Source organism: Streptomyces sp. NRRL WC-3618 (genome assembly GCF_001280005.1).
GTDB lineage: Bacteria > Actinomycetota > Actinomycetes > Streptomycetales > Streptomycetaceae > Streptomyces.
In genome coordinates this window covers 164,903-183,162 of record NZ_LGDW01000467.1, presented here as the reverse complement: position 1 = coordinate 183,162, position 18,260 = coordinate 164,903, and the positions used below count along the sequence as shown (strand labels likewise).

The window sequence follows — 18,260 nt, the reverse complement described above, 5'->3', positions numbered from 1 at the left end:
CCGCCCCCCCCCGCCCCCTGGGCCCGCCCTGCCATGCCTGCGGGCAGCAGCCCGAGCGCACTGAATCGCTGCTGCCCGCAGGGCCCACCCTCGTGCCAGAAGGGACACCCCGCCACCCATGCGCCGCCCCCTCGACCTGCGCCACATCATCAGCCCCGGCCTGCGGGACCTGGTCGAACTGGCCAACACCGACAACTTCGACCGAGTCACCGAACAGGTCCGCGACCTGCGGGGCTGCACCAGCCCGGTCAATCTGCACGGCTGGACCATCACCACCGACCAGACCACCAAGCAAGTGGTCCGCTCCTACCGCTCCGAGGACGAACCCTCCGGCCGACTCCTCACCACCTGCGGCAACCGCCGTGCCTCCCGCTGCCCCGCCTGCTCCCGCCTCTACGCCGCCGACACCTACCACCTGATCAAGGCCGGACTGTCCGGCGGCAAGAACGTCGCCGAAACTGTCCGCGACCACCCCCGCGCCTTCGTCACCCTCACCGCCCCGTCCTTCGGCCCCGTCCACAACCGCCCCACGACCGACGCGGGCAAGCCCCGCCCCTGCTCATGCGGCGAAAGCCACGCCCAAGACGCTCCAGAACTCGGCACCCCGCTGCGCCCGGCAAGCTACGACTACAGCGGCGCCGTGCTGTGGAACGCCCACGCCGGGGCCCTGTGGGCACGCTTCACCACCTACCTGCGCCGTGCCCTCGCCGAGCACCTCGGCATGACGCAGAAGGCACTCAACGCGGCCCTCCGTATTTCCTTCGCCAAAGTCGCCGAGTACCAACAGCGCGGCCTGGTCCACTTCCACGCGGTCGTCCGATTCGACGGTCCCGACGGTCACACGACCGCGCCCCCGGCCTGGGCCACCTTCGACGCCCTCTGCGTGGCCGTCAGCCTGGCGGTCGAGCGTGCCCGGCTCGCCGTCGAGTCGGACGCGGTCGGCGAACGCGTCATCCGGTGGGGCGACCGCTTCAAGGTGGATCAGATCTCGGCCTTGGGGGACGGCGAACTCACGGACGCCAAGGTCGCCGGATACGTCGCCAAGTACGCCACCAAGAACGCCGAAGGCGCGGGCACCGTTGACCGCACCCTCGTATGCCGCCCCTGCGCTGGACGCGGCTACGTACGCGGCCCTGACCTCTTCCGCGACCTCTGCGCCGACTGCGACGGCACCGGCCAAGCCGAACCCCTCACCGATCTCCCCGTCCAGCAGCACGCCCGACAGATGATCCGCACCGCTTGGGCGCTCGGCCACCTCCCCGAGTTCGCCCACCTCAAGCTCTGGAAGTGGGCCCACATGCTCGGCTTCCGCGGCCACTTCTCCAGCAAATCCCGCGCCTACTCGACCACCCTCGGCGCACTCCGCGACGTACGCAGTGCCTGGCGCACGGCTCAGGCCGAAGCCGCCCGCGTCCGGGCCGGCCTTCCGGTCGACGACGAGAACACCACCCTCGTCACCGCCTCCTCGTGGACCTACCTCAGCAGCGGCTACCGCCCCGGCGAAGAACTCCTCGCCGCCCAGGTCCGCCACGACAGGGCCTATACCGAACACCTCAAGTCCGAAGGAGCACCCTGGCTGTGACCACTCCGACCACCGCCGACAAGCGAACGCTGACGCTGGTCGAAGCACTCGCTGAGATCAGGGTCTCCCGCGCCGCTTTCTACCGAATGCGTGCACGCGGCCAGGCACCGAGGCACCTGAAGCTCCCCAACGGTCAGATACGTATCCGCCGGGCCGACCTCGACGCCTGGTTCGACGGCTGCGAGGTGCAGGAAGCATGCTGACCTACGACGTCCAGATCTGGGGCATCCGGAAGCGGCCCAACCGCGCGGCGGCACACCAACTCCGCTGGCGCGTCGGTCCCCGCCCCTTCTCCAAGAGCTACAAGATCAAAGCCCAGGCTGACGGGCGCCGTGCAGAGCTGCTGACTGCCCTGCGCAACCGCGAGCAGTTCGACACGGAAACCGGCCTGCCCGCCTCAGAGGTCCAGGCGCTCAACTCCTCCACCTGGTACGCCCATACCCGCACGTACGCCGAGATGAAGTGGCCGAGCGCCTCGGCCAAGCACCGCGCGAGCATCGCTGACACGCTCGCGACCATCACACCGAAGTTGGTCAAGGACCAACGCGGGGCTCCGGCTCCGAAGGTGCTCCGGATCGCGCTCTACTCGTGGGTCTACCGGTTCGTCCTCGGCGATGACGGAACACTGAGGCCGCGCCTCAACGTCGAGGAGCCGCCTGCCGACATCGTGGCCGCGCTGGACTGGATCGGCCGGAAGTCCGTGGACATCACCGACCTCAACACGCCCTCGGTGGTCCGTACGGCTCTCGACGCGCTGAAGCTGAAGCAGGACGGCACGGCCGCCGCAGAGAACACGGTGAACCGCAAGCGGACGGTCCTCAGCAACTGCCTCCGGTACGCGGTAGAGCGGGAGTTGCTGACGACCCTGCCCCTCGACAAGGTCGACTGGACCCCGCCCCAGACCGACGACGAGATCGACTTCCGGTTCGTCCCCGGCCCCAAGCTGGCGAAGGCGCTGATCGACGCTGTCGGCGAGCAGGGCGAACGCGGACGACACCTGATGGCGTTCTTCGGCTGCCTCTACTACGCAGCCAACCGCCCTGGTGAGGCGGCCGGTCTTCGTGCGGACGACTTCAGCCTCCCCGAGGAGGGTTGGGGCGAAGTGCTGCTCTCCACAAGCATGGCCCGAGTCGGCTCCGGCTGGACGGACACGGGGGAGTCGTTCGATACGCGCGGCTTGAAGAAACGGGCCCGCAAGGCGACTCGGCCGGTTCCGATTCCGCCGGTTCTCGTGCGCCTGGTCCGCGAGCACATCAAGCAGTTCGGCACCGCCGAGGACGGCCGGCTCTTCCGCGCGGCCCAAGGCGGCCACCTCCTCTCCAAGGAGTACGGCGAGGCGTGGAAGTCGGCTCGGCTCACAGCGCTGACGGAGTCCGAGGCTGCCTCGCCGCTGGCAGGTGTGCCGTACTCCCTGCGCCACGCGGGCGTCTCGCTCTGGCTTGAGTCCGGCGTCTCCCCGGCCGAGGTCGCACGGCGAGCAGGCCACAGCATCGCGGTCTTGTTCCGCTTCTACGCTAAGGCAATTCACCGAAGCCAGAACCGTGCCAATGAGCAGATACAGCGCGCCCTGGATGCCAACGAAGCAGTTAAATAAGAGCCTATCGACGAGGTGAAGGGGCGTCCCACGACGGGACACCCCTCTCTACATCGGAGCAAATTGGGATTGAAAATTCCTATGCGGCGGTGGGCCGGAGATGCTCCTTATCCAGCACTCGCAGTTCGATCCCGGCTGCGTCACAAAGAGCTTGCGAAAAGTCACGACTAGCCGAAGGAACTGCGTCGATCGCTGCGAGGATGTGCACATCCGCACGCAGTCGAGCGCTTAGATCGACGTCGCGTCGCATTTGATCTTCGCTGAATTCTGAAGCGCTTGTCTTGATCTCGCCCGCCATCACTTTTCCACCGCAGATGCCAAATACATCAACTTCGACAGATCGACTCTCTCCAGGAAAGTAAAGGTCTACCCCAGGCAGGAAGGACGACAGCGGATCGGCCTTAGCCAAGGCAGCAATCACCATCAGGTGGGGGAAAACTCCCTGATCGACGGCACGGTCCACAAGCGTGTCCAGTCGATAGAAGATGGTTAGAGTGGACGGGTCTGTCGTATAGGTTGCCAGCGCCGAGCACCCTGGGCAGGATGCTACAGAACTGACCCTGGCCATAGGCACGAAGTTGTCCAGACCACAACGCGAACATGTGACTTTCAGCCCTCGCTCCGCCCAGCCTAGAGCGCACAATTTCTCAGCGATTTCGGCACGCGAAGACTTTGACACCTGCCCGAGCTGCTGTGCTGGAAGGTAGCGACGTTCGGTTCGACTCCCCCAACGAGCAATTAGCTTAGCCAAATTATCGTCAATAATTCCCTCCGCCGCCAGCGCCTTAACCTCTTTCGTCAGGGTCTTCGAGCGGGGTGTCATAAGTTCCACCAACGCTTCGAACATTCCTGATTCCAGCAGCACGGTAAGGTCACTGTTTTCCTGAAGGGCTGCGCCCATACGCCCTTTGTCGGATAGTTGATATCGCTCGGTGACGTCGAGCAATACCCGAGTGCGCGCCTGATCGAGCGACGGCACCAGGAGGTCAAACTGATAGGAATTCCGGGCGGCAGTATTGAGTTGAATACTATCGCCATGCCAAGTGGCGTGCTTGTGCACAAGAGAAGCTACGGAAGATCGTCGAGGAAGGCCATCAAATGGCCGCCCCGAGAAACGTACGAGCGTGGCGCCAGGACCATCGAAGGTCACCGGAGAGGGGAAACGAACGGTGCTCCCTGAGGCAAAGACATGTATATCAACTGACGCAATGGCTCCGTGCTCGCGCTCGAAGTCAACGAACTCTCGGACATCTAGGTTAAATCGGCAGGTAAACGGGGGTTGCCGGAGTTCAGGAACCGGCCAGGAACGCCCCATACGAACTTTTTCTTCGGTGGGCTCCAAGCCCAGCACAGCAGCAAGAGTGTGCAACTTCTCTTGGTCTACTCCACAGCTAACCACGATCACGTCTGGGGAGAACTCGGCTGGCCGGGCAAGGACTCTGGCGAGGTTCCGCTCGAATCCGATCCAGTGCTTTACATCGTCGACAGGGAGCAGGATCATCGGAGCGTGGCTGAACGTGGACGAGCGCAAGGCCCGCACATTCCAGAAAGTAAGGCAGTCCTCAAAGCCATCTGGCTCTGTAACCCAAATTACCCCTGGCGTTTCGCCAAACATCCCTGAGATCTTAAACTCGCCAGCTTGGGCGGCAGTCTGCTGCAGCAGCGTACCCATGATGTCGACCTGAGCACGGCCAATCTCGTCGGCGCTGCGAGGCCGACGGATCGGCAGAGTAGATCGCTGCATCTCGGTAAACGCGTCTTGGTGCAGATCGCCGGCGGCGGCAACTTCCCAGAGGTTGCCCCGTTCGCTGGCCAGGACATGGGTCCAGTCGGCTCGGCTGCGCACTGTATGGCTCGGGTGAGTGGTGAATCGAGTGGAGCCATCTTGGTCTGCCCGAGCGATGGGCACACACTTCAGTCCGAGGGCCGCAGCAGCTTGGCTTGCTTGCTCATCAGGGACATCGACGTTCACCGCTCCGACAGCCTGAGACAGCTCCGCGACCTGACTTTGCCCTGACAACACGGTCCCGTCTGCGAGCACCTCGATGATCGGCTCGCTTATCCCTCCCCACCGGGTGCTCGCCTCTTGGACCGCGCGTCGGAAGCCCTCGGAACTGCCCTCGTTGATCAAATACACGGCCCGAGCGGGCAAGATGGCGGCTTGCATGACCATCTGTCCCCGGTACTCCAGTAGCTGCTCCACGGCAGCAGCATCCCATCGGTAAGGCCGGATACGCCTCGTGTTTGACACATACTCCGTCGGCCGCATAGGCCTCCTGACATGTGGCTTCTCGTCCTGTCAGAGTCATGTGTTGGTCCACGCCTGGTCCACACACACTGATCAACAACGCGACAGAGCCGCGTCAAGGTGAGACAGCCCCACGCAGATGGGGTGCCCCTCACCGAGGGAGCGGTGGGTGTGGGATTTGAACCCACGGTGACATCGCTGCCACGACGGTTTTCAAGACCGTTCCCTTAGGCCGCTCGGGCAACCCACCCGTGCCCGTGATCAACACGGCGCGGGACAAGAGTAACGGGTCCACGCGCGCGCGTGTGGGTCAGTTGTCGCCCACCCGGGAGCCGAGGGTCAGTTCGACCGTTTTTGCCTTGCCGGCTCGTTCGTAGGTGATCTGGACCTTGTCGCCGGGCTTGTGCGTCCAGATCTCGCCGATCAGGGTCGGGCCGCTGTCGATCACGTGGTCGTCGAGCTTGGTGATGACGTCGCCGGGCTTCAGGCCGGCCGCGGCCGCCGGGCCGCCCGACTCTACGGGGGCCGTGGTGTCCGTGCTCTTCTGGCTGATCTGCGCGCCTGCGGTGCCGTCGGTCAGGGTGACCGAGGCGCCGATCTTCGCGTAGACCGGCTTGCCGGTCTTGATCAGCTGCCTGGCGACGTACTTCGCCTGGTTGATCGGGATGGCGAAGCCCAGGCCGATCGAGCCGGACTGGCCGGTGCCCAGGCCGCCGCTGCTGGAGGACTGGATCGCCGAGTTGATGCCGATGACGTTGCCCGACGCGTCGAGCAGCGGGCCACCGGAGTTGCCCGGGTTGATCGACGCGTCCGTCTGCAGGGCGCTCATGTACGACGCCTTGGTGTTGGTGCTGCCGTCGCTGGAGGCCACCGGACGGTTCTTGGCGCTGATGATGCCCGTGGTCACCGTGTTGGAGAGGCCGAAGGGAGCGCCGATCGCGATCGTCGAGTCGCCCACGGCCACCTTGTCGGAGTCGCCGAGGGTGAGCGGCCGGAGGTCCGAGGGGGCGTTCTTGAGCTTGATGACCGCCACGTCGTAGCCCTGCGCGTGGCCGACGACCTCGGCGTCGTACTTCCTGCCGTCGGGGAAGGTGGCCGTCAGTTTGCCGCCGTCGACCGCCTCGGCGACGACGTGGTTGTTGGTGACGATGTGGCCCTGGGTGTCGAAGACGAAGCCCGTACCGGTGCCGCCCTCGCCGCTGGAGCTCTCGGCCTCGATGGTGACCGTGCTCGGCAGCGCCCTTGCTGCCACGCCGGCGACCGTGCCCGCGTCGCGCTTGAGGTCGCCGCCGGTCTGCTGCGCCGCGGAGACCGTCGTCGACGTGGTGGAGTCGTCGTTGTCCTTGGCCAGCGTGTAGCCGAGGCCGCCACCCAGGCCGCCCGCGACCAGCGCGGCCACGAGCACCGCGGCGAACAGCCCGCCGCGCCCGGACTTGGGCTTCGGCTGCTGGTCGTAGGCGGCGCCCCAGGGCGTGCCCGTGTCTCCGCCGCCTCCGCCGCCCATGTACGACGGGACCGCCGGCGGCTGGGGCGGCGGCCAGGCGCCGGGGCCAGGACCGGCGCCCTGCGCCGGCCCGGGCGCTTCCGCCGACGCGTACGCCGGTGCCTGGCCCGCGTGCGCCGGTTCCGGCTCCGGTGCGCCCGGGGGCACCGGCGGGAGCGGAGCCGTCGGGGCCTCGTGTGTGGTGGCCTGCGGGGAGGCAGCAGGAGATTCCACCGGCACGGGAGGTGCGGACGGGGCCGGGGGTACGGCAGTGCCCTCGTTCTCGGTGCTCACAGCTCTTTCTCCTCGATCCACGGCTGTCCTTCTCGGTCGCACTCGGTCACGTCCGATCTCATGCGCGTACCCGTTTACACGGGTACGCGGTCGGTACGTTTCATCGGTGCGTGTCCTTGTTGTATGCCGTCAGCTTTTCCCACGGGCCGTCAGGGCACCATAAGCGGTGCCTGTGGGTCCGCGGCCATTCTTTATATCTGACAATTCACACAACCATGAGTATCTGTTACGCGCGCGGGACGCCCACAGCGCCACAGCGGCCATCCGACGGTGACACCATGACGCTGTGACCCACGCACGACAGCACCCGATCCAGGTCGTCGCCCACCGCGGAGCCTCAGAGGAGGCGCCCGAGCACACGCTGGCCGCATACAAGAAGGCGATCGAGGCCGGCGCCGACGCCCTGGAATGTGACGTACGACTGACCGCGGACGGCCATCTCGTCTGCGTCCACGACCGCCGCGTCAACCGTACGTCGAACGGGCGAGGCGCGGTCTCGGCCCTGGAGCTCGCCGACCTCGCCGCCCTGGACTTCGGTTCCTGGAAGTCGGGCGACGAGGCCCCCGACTGGGAGCACCGTCCGGAGGACCGCGAGGACACGTCCGTGCTCACCCTTGAGCGGCTGCTCGAACTCGTCGCCGACGCCGGGCGGCCGGTGGAGCTGGCCGTCGAGACCAAGCACCCCACGCGCTGGGCGGGCCAGGTCGAGGAGCGGCTGCTGTTCCTGCTCAAGCGGTTCGGTCTGGACAGCCCGGAGTCGCCGGCCGATTCCCGGGTACGGGTCATGAGCTTCTCGGCGCGCTCGCTGCACCGCGTCCGGACCGCCTCGCCGACACTCCCCACGGTCTATCTGAACCAGTTCCTCTCGCCCCGGCTGCGCGACGGACGGCTGCCCGCGGGCGTCCGGATCGCGGGCCCCTCGATCCGGATCGTGCGCACCCACCCGGCGTACATCGAGCGGCTGAAACGCGCCGGTCACCAGGTGCACGTCTGGACCGTGAACGAGCCCGAGGACGTCGACCTCTGCGTCGAGCTCGGCATCGACGCCATCATCACCAACCGTCCTGGCGCGGTCCTGCGGCAACTGGGCCGCTGACCGGGGCACGCTCCCGGAACCTCGCCCCCGGCCGCGAGCCGGCTCTTACCCGACTCCGAACCCGGTTCGCTGCCGGACTCTTGACCTGGCGGCCCCGGGTGAGGAACCCTCCAACTTCGGCCATACCGTCGAAATCCGGCCACTCGATTACAGGGAGTGCACCGGCGCGTTCGGTCCGTGTTCGATCATTGCGAGTGCGTCACCGAAGGCGGAAGGGGCGGTTTCCGGTACAGGCCAAAGGGGCATTCACACCGTGGCGTGGGGCAAAGGAGGTCTCGGGGGTGGCGTTGGTGGTGGCACAGGAGGTGCCCACGTCGTCGAGCATGGCCGTTCCCCATGGCCCTGCGGGCGTGGGGAAAGCAAGACACCGGATGCGTGATCAGCTGCGCACGGGCGGTGTGGCGGAATCGGTCATCGACGACGCTGTGTTGATCCTGTCCGAACTTCTGAGCAATGCGTGCAAACACGGTCGGCCACTGGGCGAGGCCCTGGCCGGTGACGGCGACGTCCGGGCCGCGTGGCGCGTGGACTCCGGCGGCAGACTCATCGTGGAAGTGACGGACGGCGGCGGCCCGACCCGCCCGGTTCCGTCGACCCCCTCGGTCACGGCGCACGGCGGTCGCGGGCTGAACATCATCACGGCGCTGGCCAACGACTGGGGCGTCCGGGACGACACGCGCGGCGAGGTCACGGTGTGGGCCGTGGTCAGCGACAACGGCCATGACCCGGGATCGGGCCACCGGCGTACGGACTTCGCCACCCGTGTCACGGCGCGCTCGATGTCCGCGATACCCGACCTGGACTTCGCGGACGCGTTCGACGACATGGACTGACGGCGCACGGCACACCACACCCCGGCGGCGGTCCGTCGTCCACGGGTCCGGCTGCCGGTGTGCGGTGCGTTGTCCACAGGGTCCCGTCGGCCGTCGTACGAGCGGCTAGGCTCGCGCCAGTACGAGACGAGCCGTAACCGGGAGACACCCACGATGGCCAAGAAGCGACCCCAGACGAAGGCCTCGCGGCCTCAGCAGTCCGACCGGGCCCACGCCGGAGGCGCTGACGGAGACGTTCCCGTTGTCGGCGCCCGCGAGCCCTGCCCCTGCAACAGCGGCCGGCGCTACAAGGCCTGTCACGGCCGGGCCGCCGCGCACGCGGTGACCGAACTGGTGCACCGGCCCTTCGAGGGCCTGCCCGGCGAGTGCGACTGGGTGGCCCTGCGCGAGCTGGTCCCCGCCGCCACGGTGGAGCTGACCCTGAAGGCAGGCCTCCCCGAGGGCGTTCCCTCCGTCACACTCGCGACGGTTCTGCCGATGGCGTGGCCCGCGCTGCGCCGCGACGACGGCTCGGTCCTGCTCGGGCTGCAGAACGACACGGCGTCCGGAGACATCAGCCGCGACCTCGCCGACACCCTGCAGCGCGCGCTCGTCGCCGAGCCCGGCACGCCCGTCCAGGGCCGCCGGGCCCCGGCCGAGAGCCCGCGACTGCAGGACCTGCTCGACCCCGAAGGCGCGTTCGAGCCAGTTGTGCACACGGGCTTCGAGTTCTGGGTTCCGGACGCGCAGAACGCCACGGCCGACGTCACCGCTTCCCTGGAGCGGGCGAACGACGCGGCCATCCCGACCGTGAAGCTGACGGGCGTCGACGCCGCGTACTGGTGCGAGACGCCCGACAAGAACCACCTGCGCTGGGTGATGCCGCACGGCGAGGACCAGCTGCTCGACGCCCTCGCGCGCCTCCACGCGGCCGGGCGGTCCAGCCTGGGCGAGGGCACCCGCCTGGTGGGCTCCTTCCGCGCGCACGGCCTCACGGTCCCGGTCTGGGACCTGCCGACCGGCGTCACCGCGGAGGACGTCGAGAAGCCGGCCGCCGAGTTCGCCGAGCGTCTCGCCACCGCCCTGGCCACGGACGCCCCGCTCACTCCGGAGGAGCGGCGCGCCCGCGGCGGCCTGACCAACCGACAGGTGACTCTCAGCTGACGCCCCGTCGGATTCACGGGCGCCGATGCCCGTGAATCCGGCCACAACTCCCTGTGAAACCAAGGGAATCGGTGTCCGAATAGCCGAGATCGAATTTGCGAACAGCCGATCTCTTGTTAGCGTTGTAGTTGCCCGGTTGCTGGTGCATCCCCCGTCGCCAGCAACCGGGTCTTTCTGTACCCGGGCTTCTGTACGAAACCGGGCCGAGCGTCAACTCCCGTCAGTTGCCCCGGAGTTGCTCCCCGACCGCAGCAGCAGCGGTCCCTGCTCGCCCGCTCCCGCGAACTCCACGACAGCCGTGTACGCCCCCGGCTCGCCCGCCGTGCGTTCCCTGGGCGTCTCGCACATCCCCGGCTCGTCGTCGGCACCCACCGCGCACCGCAGCTGCACTGTGCGGGCGTCGGGCCCCATGAGGCTCAGCTCGGACGTCAGTTCGTGGCCGGTCGCGTTGCGGTAGTAGGTGCGCGCCCAGGTCTCCTCCCCCTGCGACAGGACACAGGTCTGTGCCTCGATGCCGTCGGGGGAGGTGAGTTCGGGACCGCAGCGAGCGGCAGTGGCGAGTCCCAGGCCCAGCAGCAGCGGGGAATCGGCGGAGGGATCGGCGGCTTCTCGCACCTTGCCGTCCTGAGAGCCCTTCTCGGGGCTCTCCTCAGGGGTCTCCTTTGGGCCTGCTTCCGGCATCAGAGAAAGGAGGGCGTCGCGGTCCGCGTCGCCCACGGGCCCCGCGGACGCCACGGCCAGCGGCAGCGCGACCGTGAGCGCCACGACGCCCGAGAGCGCGAGCAGACGGAGGTTCATGGAGCTGAACATAACGACAGGGGACGGGCGCCCGGTTGTCCGCGCGCCCGACACCCCTACAACTCGGGCGCGCTCACACCCGTACGAGTGAGAGCCTCGACCACGGCGTCCACCACGGCCTCGACATCGGGCACCCAGGGCGAGGCCGAGCCGGGCAGCGGGGCGCGCTCCCAGCGGATCTGGCCCTGGCCGGTCTCGGACGGGGGCAGCGCGATGTAGCCGCCCTCGCTGTGGAAGCGGAGGGAACCAGGCACGAAGTCCTTCGCGTACAGCAGCTCGCCCAGCTGTTCCATCGTGTACGGCTTCACGAGCAGCGACCAGCGGGTGGGGGCCGCGACGACCGGACCCAGGCGCATGCCCTTGCGGTCCAGGGCGTCGAGCGCGCGGGCCGCGGCCAAAGCAGGCAGGCTGACCGCGCACGGGGCCGCGCCGCCGGTGGCGAGGATGATGGGGGCCGTCGGCCGGTTGGTCCACCACCAGCGCACCATGCGCTCGTCGGTGGTGGCCGCGAGCAGGCCGGGTTCGAACGGGTGAGCGCCGGGAACCGTGCACTCCGGATCAGGGCAGCCGCAGCGCGCGCGCCCCTGTGGATCCGGTGCCACGCCCGGGAGTACGGGCCACTGCCATCCGGTCGCGAACATCAGAGCCGCGCCGAGCACCTCAGGCTTCCCGCCGTCACGCCGGGACAGGAGCCTGCGTCGCCTTCCGAGCCTTCCGAGGATCTCGCGCATGAGCGCTCGTTCCTTTCCGTTGCACGCCTGGCAACACCGTGGGCCACATCAACATCACGTCATGTGCAGATCACTTCACTGTGCGTACCTTCTGGCGCATCCCACCCGTGGGAGGCAAGGGGCAGCCCCCCTGTGCGCCGAGCGCCGAGCATTGGCTGTGTCCGCGTCCATACTGCGTTCATCAAAAGCATGGGCATGGCGCGGGGTGGCGGAGTCTGGCGTTTTGCCGTCCCGCTGTTTCTCTCCGCCTCCGCCAAGGGAGGATGGGGCACGGTCGTCGGTGGTTAAGACGCCCGGGTCCGTCGCCAGGTTCCGGGCGGTTTCCACAACCACCCCTGGCCTTCACCGAGTACGTACCCATCAAGACCGCTGTAACGCTCCGTCGAACCAGGCCAGTCGACCTCAATAACCCACTACCCGAGTCAGTTTTAGGCCAACTTCGGCTTTTCGCAAGGGGACACCGGGAAACCCACGGACACCAGGAATCCCGGCAGGACAATGCTGGACATCCCCTCACGAGTGCGTGTACATGTGGAGACACTGCTAGCGACGCAGAATCACATGGGGGTTTGCGATGCTATTGAGCAATAAGCGCCGGTCGGAAGGCCGGACGCCATGAACGCCCCGCACCTCCCGAAAGTGGCTGGAATCGATTCAACGGTTCCCTCGCCCGCACACACTGTCGCGCCCGCGCCCGCATCCCCGGCCGCCCCTGCGGACACCAACGCACTGACCTGCCCGAACGGCCCCGGTGCCCTTCTGCAGGACCGCCTCGCCGCCTGGGTGTCCGACCTCACAACACTGCACGAGCTCACCGAGCGCCTGGCGCGCACGGCAACACTCGCCGACGCCCTCCAGGAACTGCTGCGCGCCGGATCCGCTCTCGTGGGCGCCCGGCGCGGTCTCGTCGTCCTGGAACCGGGTGACGGCCTCGGCCCCGACACCACCATCGGCCTGGGGCTGGCCCGCGCCGACCTCGGGCACATCGAGACGATCCCGCGCGTAGCGATGCCGTACGGGCAGCTCCTCGACACGGCCGCCGGGCTGCCGGGCGGCGAGAGCGACATCACACACCCCGACCTCCTCGCCGAGGACGGTCTCGACCCCCGCCACCGCGAGGTGGCCGCCCGCCTCGGCTACGCGGCGAGCTACGCGCTCCCCCTGACCACCGAGTCCGCGGGCCGCCTCGGCGCCGCCGTCTGGCTGTACGACGAGCCCGCGGAGCCGGTCGAACGCCAGCGCCACCTCGTCGGCCTGTACGTGCGGCACGCGACCGAGCACCTGGCCCGGCTGGTCGAAGTGGAGCGCACACGCGCGTGCGTGCGGACGATTTCCGCTGAGCTGCTGCCCGCCCGCCTGCCCCGGACGGCCGGTGTCCAGCTCGCCGCCCGGCACCGCACCGGCCCGCGCGGCGGCGGCGACTGGTACGACGCGCTGCCGCTCCCGGACGCGGCCCTCGGCCTGGCCGTGGGCGCGGTGACCGGCTCGGGGCCCAGCGCGATCGCCGCGATGGGCCGTCTGCGGGCCTCCCTGCGTGCGTACGCCGTGATGGAGGGCGAGGACCCGGTGGCGGTCCTCTCCGACCTGGAGCTGCTTCTGCGCCTCACCGAGCCCGCCCGCTGCGCCACCGCCCTGTTCGCGTACTGCGAGCCCGCGCTGCGCAAGATCACGCTGGCCGGCGCCGGGCACTGCCCGCCGCTGGTGATCGGCGAGCGGCGCACGGAGTTCGTGGAGACCACCGTGTCGGCACCACTCGGGATGCTCACCTGCTGGGAGGCGCCCAGCGTGGAGTTCCGGACCGAGCCCGGAGAGACGGTTCTGCTCTACACCGACGGGCTGCTGTACCGAACCGGCGACCCGGTGGACCGGGCCTTCTCCCGGCTGCATGCGGCGGCGGCCGGCGTACCCAGGCAACTGAGGGACGATCCGGGCGCGATCGCCGACCACGTCCTACGGAGCATGCTGCCGGACGAGCTGGACGCGTCGGACGGTCAGGAGGACGTCGTGCTGCTGTCGGCGCGGTTCGAGTGAACCGCCGCTCGTCCGGAGCACCTCTGGGCCCCGTCCCGTACGACCGTACGATGGACGGGGTCCAGTGCCGTATCTAGGAGGATGACCGTGGCGGACGAGCTCAATCCGGTGACCCCGGAGACTGAGACCGAGCCCGAAGAGCCCATCAAGCAGCGGAAGAACGGCCTGTACCCGGGCGTGACCGACGAGCTTGCCGAGAGCATGAAGTCCGGCTGGGCCGACACCGAGCTGACGGGTCTCGAGCCCATCGCGCAGGCCGGGCACACCGCTGCCCGCCGCGCCGCGCTGTCCGCGCGCTTCCCGGGCGAGCGTCTGGTGATCCCCTCCGGCAATTTGAAAACGCGTTCGAACGACACGGAGTACCCGTTCCGGGCCTCGGTCGAGTACGCGTATCTGACCGGGAACCAGACGGAGGACGGCGTCCTTGTCCTGGAGCCGGTCGCCGACGGTCACAAGGCGACGATCTACCTCCTTCCCCGCTCCGACCGCGAGAACGGCGAGTTCTGGCTCTCGGGACAGGGCGAGCTGTGGGTCGGCCGCCGGCACTCGCTCACCGAGGCCGAACAGCTGTACGGCATTCCCGCCGCGGACGTGCGTGAGCTGGCCGGTGCGCTGACGGAGGCCACCGGACCGGTGCGGGTCGTACGCGGGTTCGACGCCGGTATCGAGGCCGCGCTGACCGACAAGGTCACCGCCGAGCGCGACGAGGAACTGCGGGTCTTCCTCTCCGAGGCGCGGCTGGTCAAGGACGAGTTCGAGATCGGTGAGCTGCAGAAGGCCGTCGACTCGACGGTGCGTGGCTTCGAGGACGTGGTGAAGGTCCTCGACAAGGCCGAGGCGACCAGTGAGCGGTACATCGAGGGAACGTTCTTCCTCCGCGCGCGCGTGGAGGGCAACGATGTCGGCTACGGCTCCATCTGCGCCGCCGGCCCGCACGCCTGCACGCTGCACTGGGTGCGCAACGACGGGGCCGTGCGCTCCGGTGAGCTGCTGCTGCTGGACGCGGGCGTCGAGACGCACACGTACTACACGGCCGACGTCACGCGGACGCTGCCGATCAACGGCACGTACAGCGAGATCCAGAAGAAGATCTACGACGCGGTGTACGACGCCCAGGAGGCCGGTATCGCGGCCGTTCTGCCCGGGGGCAAGTACCGGGACTTCCACGATGCGGCGCAGCGGGTGCTGGCCGAGCGGATCGTGGAGTGGGGGCTTGTCGAGGGGCCCGTGGAGCGGGTGCTGGAGCTGGGGTTGCAGCGGAGGTGGACGCTGCATGGCACCGGGCACATGCTCGGCATGGACGTTCACGACTGTGCGGCGGCGCGGGTGGAGTCCTATGTCGACGGGACGTTGGAGCCGGGGATGGTGCTGACGGTTGAGCCCGGGCTCTACTTCCAGGCTGATGATCTGACCGTGCCTGTGGAGTACCGGGGTATCGGGGTGCGGATCGAGGACGACATCCTGGTGACGGAGTCCGGGAATCGGAATCTGTCGGATGGGCTTCCTCGGCGGTCTGATGACGTGGAGGCTTGGATGGCGCGCCTCAAGGGTTGAGTTTCGTCTGCGGGTAGTTCGTGGCTGGTCGCGCCCACGCGGCGGTAGCCGCAAATTCACCACAGCCCCGCGCCCCTGGGGGTTGGTGTGGATCTGCATCTGGAAGTGATCGCCGCTGAAGGGCGTCGCGCGGGGATCGAGCGGGCCCTGCGTGACGCCGTGCGGGACGGACGGTTGACACCCGGCGCCTTGCTGCCCGCCACTCGGCGGCTCGCGACCGAACTCGGTGTGTCCCGAGGGACCGTGAAGGCTGCCTACGACCAGCTTGTCGCCGAGGGGTATCTCACCGCTCGGCAAGGGGCCGGTACGCAGGTGGCCGCGCTGCCATCCGTGGGCGCCGAACCGCCGGAGGCACACGCACGCGCGCGTGTGCCTCGTCTCGATCTGCGGCCCGGGAGCCCGGACGTGGCGACGTTCCCGGCGGACGCCTGGCTACGGGCGCTGCGCCGGGCCATCGCGACGGCGCCCTCCCCGGCGTACGACTATGGCGATCCGCGCGGCCGGATCGAGCTGCGGACGGCGCTGTCGGACTACCTGGGGCGGGCCCGCGGCGTGCTCGCGCCCCCGGAGCGGATCGTGATCACCTCCGGGTACGTGCAGGGGCTCGCGCTCCTCACACGTGTGCTGGACGGCGCCTCGATCGCCATGGAGGACCCGGGGCTGCCCTTCCACCGGGAGGTCGTCCGGCGGGCCGGCGGGCGGGTCGTGCCGGTGGGCATCGACGAACGGGGCGTCCGGGTCGAGGGGTTGACGGGTCCGCGCGAGGTCGCCGCGGTCGTCGTCACACCCGCCCACCAGTACCCGACCGGCGTGACCCTGCACCCTGAGCGGCGTCGGGCGCTCACCGACTGGGCACGCGCGCGTGACGGGCTGATCGTCGAGGACGACTACGACGGGGAGTTCCGGTACGACAGACAGCCCGTCGGCGCTCTCCAGGGCATGGCTCCGGGGCAGGTCGCCTATATCGGCACCGCCTCCAAAACGCTCGGGCCCGCCCTGCGCCTCGGCTGGATGGTGCTGCCGCCCCACCTGGTCGACGCGGTCGCCGACGCCAAGCTGCACAGCGACCACCACACCGAGACCATCGGTCAGCTGGCCCTCGCCGAACTGATCACCAGCCACGCGTACGACCGGCACGTGCGCGCGTGCCGCCTGCGCTACCGGCGCCGCCGGGACCGGCTCGTCGACCTGCTGGGCGCGCGTTCGAAGGTGCGCGGGATCGCGGCGGGGCTGCACGCCCTGGTGGAGGTGGCCGACGAGGCGGAGATCCTGGCGCGGGCCGCGGAGGCGGGCCTCGCGGTGGGGTGTCTCGGGGAGCACTGGCACGAGCCGGGCGCGGTGGCGGCGGGGCGGGCGCAGGGGCTGGTCGTGGGGTACGGGACGCCTCGGGAGCGGGTCTACGAGGAGGCGCTTGCGGTGCTCGGGCGGGTTCTGGAGGGCGGCTGAGGGCGGCTGAGCGCGGTCCCGTCGGGGAGGAAATTGGGCCATGAAAGGGCGCGACTATTGGGCCTGCCCATCGGTCCACCGGGCTTCTAACGTCGTGCGTATGACCAACTCCCTCGTGCCGCCCGCAGGCCCGCAGCGCGTGCTCGCCCTGGCCCAGCTGACCAATTCGGTCGGCGACGGGGCGTACTACGTCACCTCCGCCCTCTACTTCACCCACGTCGTCGGGCTCGCCCCCGCGCGCGTGGGACTCGGGCTGACGCTCGCCTGGGCGGTCGGCTCGCTGGTCGGGGTGCCACTCGGGCGGCTCGCCGACCGGCGTGGGGCGCGCGGGACCGCCGTACTGCTGGCGCTCGCCACGGGAGCCGCGGTGGCGTCCTTCCTCGTCGTGCGGGGCTTCGTGCCGTTCCTGATCGCGGCCTGTGCCTACGCGTCCGCGCAGTCCGGGCTCGCGGCGGCCCGGCAGGCGCTGCTCGCCGGGCTGGTGTCGGCCGGGGACCGGACACGGCTGCTCGCCCACCTCCAGTCCACGCTGAACGCCGGTCTCGCGGTGGGCGCCGGGCTCGGCGGCCTCGCACTGAGCGCCGGGACGCGGGCGGCGTATCTCGGGGTGTTCGCGCTGGACGCGGTGAGTTTCCTGGTGTGCGCGGGCCTGCTGCTGCGGCTGCCGTCGGTGGCGCCCGTCGCCGCGACGGCGTCGCACGGGCTCGGGGTGCTGCGCGACCGGCCGTACGTCGTGGTGACGCTGCTGAACACCGTGCTGCTGCTGCGCATGCCGTTGCTGAGCCTCGGCATCCCCCTGTGGATCACTGAGCGGACCGCTGCTCCGGCCTGGGTCGTGTCCGCGCTGTTCGTGCTCAACACCGGGGCGGTGATGGTGTTCTAGGTGCGGATGGCGCGCGGGGTGACGGGGCTCGGTTCGGCCACGCGCGCGGTACGGCGCTCCGGGTGGGTCATGCTCGCGGCGTGCGCGGTGTTCGTCCTGTCGGCCGGGGTGAGCCCCTGGGTGAGTGTGGGCGTCCTGGTGGTCGGCGCGGTGCTTCAGGTCGTCGCCGAGATGGGACAGTCGGCGGGGTCCTGGCAGCTGTCGTTCGACCTGGCTCCGGCCGACCGGGTCGGCGAATACCAGGGCTTCTTCGGCGCCGGCGTCACCGTGGCCCGTACCGCGGGCCCCCTCGTCCTCACCGCCCTGCTGGTGGGCTGGGGCACCCCGGGCTGGCTGCTCCTGGGCGGGGTCCCACTGGTCGCGTCGTACGCGATGGGACCTGCGGCACGGTGGGCCGCTGGCGGCGAGGTGGGCGCGGCTGCCAGGCAGCCTGTGCCGGCGGCCTGACCGGCAAGGGCACCCGGCGCCGCAGAGCCTCCACACACACGTGGAGGCCGGCGCCGAACGCGTGCCGTGGCACCCGCCGCCCGTGGACGTGCCCAAG

13 protein-coding genes, 1 tRNA gene and 1 pseudogene are annotated in these 18,260 nt (G+C 69.2%); 10 read left to right on the top strand and 5 right to left on the bottom strand.

Features of this window, described 5'->3' with window-relative positions; all coding sequences use genetic code 11:
- Positions 1-118 precede the first annotated feature (118 nt).
- Genes ADL01_RS34995 through ADL01_RS34985 form a run of 3 tightly spaced genes read left to right on the top strand, consistent with a single transcriptional unit; the run spans position 119 to position 3,176 of the window.
- Positions 119-1,582, top strand: coding sequence for a replication initiator (locus ADL01_RS34995; protein WP_053746073.1), 1,464 nt, complete (start codon positions 119-121; stop codon positions 1,580-1,582).
- The gene (locus ADL01_RS34990) at positions 1,579-1,785 is read left to right on the top strand and encodes a helix-turn-helix transcriptional regulator (protein ID WP_053746072.1); all 207 of its coding nucleotides are present in this window, start codon (positions 1,579-1,581) and stop codon (positions 1,783-1,785) included. The genes ADL01_RS34995 and ADL01_RS34990 overlap by 4 nt, the downstream gene beginning before the upstream one ends.
- The gene (locus ADL01_RS34985) at positions 1,779-3,176 is read left to right on the top strand and encodes a tyrosine-type recombinase/integrase (RefSeq protein ID WP_053746071.1); all 1,398 of its coding nucleotides are present in this window, start codon (positions 1,779-1,781) and stop codon (positions 3,174-3,176) included. The genes ADL01_RS34990 and ADL01_RS34985 overlap by 7 nt, the downstream gene beginning before the upstream one ends.
- A gap of 79 nt (positions 3,177-3,255) precedes the next feature.
- On the opposite strand, the gene ADL01_RS45000 is transcribed toward ADL01_RS34985, so the two are convergent.
- The 3 genes from ADL01_RS45000 to ADL01_RS34970 form a co-directional block, all read right to left on the bottom strand.
- On the bottom strand, positions 3,256-5,379 hold the full coding sequence (locus ADL01_RS45000) for a hypothetical protein (RefSeq protein WP_159049716.1): 2,124 nt from the start codon (positions 5,377-5,379) through the stop codon (positions 3,256-3,258).
- 208 nt (positions 5,380-5,587) lie between these two features.
- Positions 5,588-5,674: transfer RNA gene (locus ADL01_RS34975), tRNA-Ser, on the bottom strand.
- Positions 5,675-5,734: 60 nt separating this feature from the next.
- Positions 5,735-7,201, bottom strand: coding sequence for a S1C family serine protease (locus ADL01_RS34970; protein WP_053746069.1), 1,467 nt, complete (start codon positions 7,199-7,201; stop codon positions 5,735-5,737).
- A gap of 286 nt (positions 7,202-7,487) precedes the next feature.
- Between ADL01_RS34970 and ADL01_RS34965 the strand changes: the two genes are divergently transcribed.
- From ADL01_RS34965 to ADL01_RS34955, 3 genes are all read left to right on the top strand, one after another.
- Positions 7,488-8,297: a glycerophosphodiester phosphodiesterase gene (locus ADL01_RS34965; RefSeq protein WP_053746068.1), complete on the top strand. Its 810-nt coding sequence runs from the start codon at positions 7,488-7,490 to the stop codon at positions 8,295-8,297.
- Between the two features lie 194 nt (positions 8,298-8,491).
- Positions 8,492-9,130 carry an ATP-binding protein gene (locus ADL01_RS34960; RefSeq protein WP_078960934.1) on the top strand — a complete coding sequence of 213 codons (639 nt, stop codon included), beginning with the start codon at positions 8,492-8,494 and terminating at the stop codon, positions 9,128-9,130.
- Positions 9,131-9,283: 153 nt separating this feature from the next.
- Positions 9,284-10,273, top strand: a complete 990-nt coding sequence (locus ADL01_RS34955) for a DUF5926 family protein (protein WP_053746066.1) — start codon at positions 9,284-9,286, stop codon at positions 10,271-10,273.
- Positions 10,274-10,483: 210 nt separating this feature from the next.
- Here the strand turns inward: ADL01_RS34955 and ADL01_RS34950 are convergent, their stop codons facing one another.
- Both ADL01_RS34950 and ADL01_RS34945 read right to left on the bottom strand, forming a co-directional pair.
- The gene (locus tag ADL01_RS34950; RefSeq protein ID WP_053746086.1) at positions 10,484-11,071 is read right to left on the bottom strand and encodes a hypothetical protein; all 588 of its coding nucleotides are present in this window, start codon (positions 11,069-11,071) and stop codon (positions 10,484-10,486) included.
- Between the two features lie 56 nt (positions 11,072-11,127).
- A complete protein-coding gene (locus tag ADL01_RS34945; RefSeq protein WP_053746065.1) occupies positions 11,128-11,802 on the bottom strand; it encodes a bifunctional DNA primase/polymerase in 675 nt (224 codons plus the stop codon).
- A gap of 615 nt (positions 11,803-12,417) precedes the next feature.
- On the opposite strand from ADL01_RS34945, the gene ADL01_RS34940 reads away from it, so the two are divergent.
- The 4 genes and pseudogenes from ADL01_RS34940 (at position 12,418) to ADL01_RS34925 (ending at position 18,163) form a co-directional block, all read left to right on the top strand.
- A complete protein-coding gene (locus ADL01_RS34940; protein ID WP_199835002.1) occupies positions 12,418-13,833 on the top strand; it encodes a PP2C family protein-serine/threonine phosphatase in 1,416 nt (471 codons plus the stop codon).
- 87 nt (positions 13,834-13,920) lie between these two features.
- Positions 13,921-15,387: an aminopeptidase P family protein gene (locus ADL01_RS34935; RefSeq protein WP_053746084.1), complete on the top strand. Its 1,467-nt coding sequence runs from the start codon at positions 13,921-13,923 to the stop codon at positions 15,385-15,387.
- An 87-nt stretch (positions 15,388-15,474) separates the two neighbouring features.
- On the top strand, positions 15,475-16,833 hold the full coding sequence (locus ADL01_RS34930) for a PLP-dependent aminotransferase family protein (RefSeq protein WP_199835001.1): 1,359 nt from the start codon (positions 15,475-15,477) through the stop codon (positions 16,831-16,833).
- Positions 16,834-16,933: 100 nt separating this feature from the next.
- A pseudogene (locus tag ADL01_RS34925) lies at positions 16,934-18,163 on the top strand (MFS transporter).
- The last annotated feature ends 97 nt before the right edge of the window (positions 18,164-18,260 follow it).

What these genes read in the sequence shown, in the direction of transcription:
- ADL01_RS34995 (WP_053746073.1), top strand. Translation starts at nt 119, where the DNA reads ATGCGCCGCCCCCTCGACCTGCGCCACATCATCAGCCCCGGCCTGCGG.
- ADL01_RS34985 (WP_053746071.1), top strand. Translation starts at nt 1,779, where the DNA reads ATGCTGACCTACGACGTCCAGATCTGGGGCATCCGGAAGCGGCCCAAC.
- ADL01_RS34955 (WP_053746066.1), top strand. Translation starts at nt 9,284, where the DNA reads ATGGCCAAGAAGCGACCCCAGACGAAGGCCTCGCGGCCTCAGCAGTCC.
- ADL01_RS34950 (WP_053746086.1), bottom strand. Translation starts at nt 11,071, where the DNA reads ATGAACCTCCGTCTGCTCGCGCTCTCGGGCGTCGTGGCGCTCACGGTC.
- ADL01_RS34945 (WP_053746065.1), bottom strand. Translation starts at nt 11,802, where the DNA reads ATGCGCGAGATCCTCGGAAGGCTCGGAAGGCGACGCAGGCTCCTGTCC.
- ADL01_RS34940 (WP_199835002.1), top strand. Translation starts at nt 12,418, where the DNA reads ATGAACGCCCCGCACCTCCCGAAAGTGGCTGGAATCGATTCAACGGTT.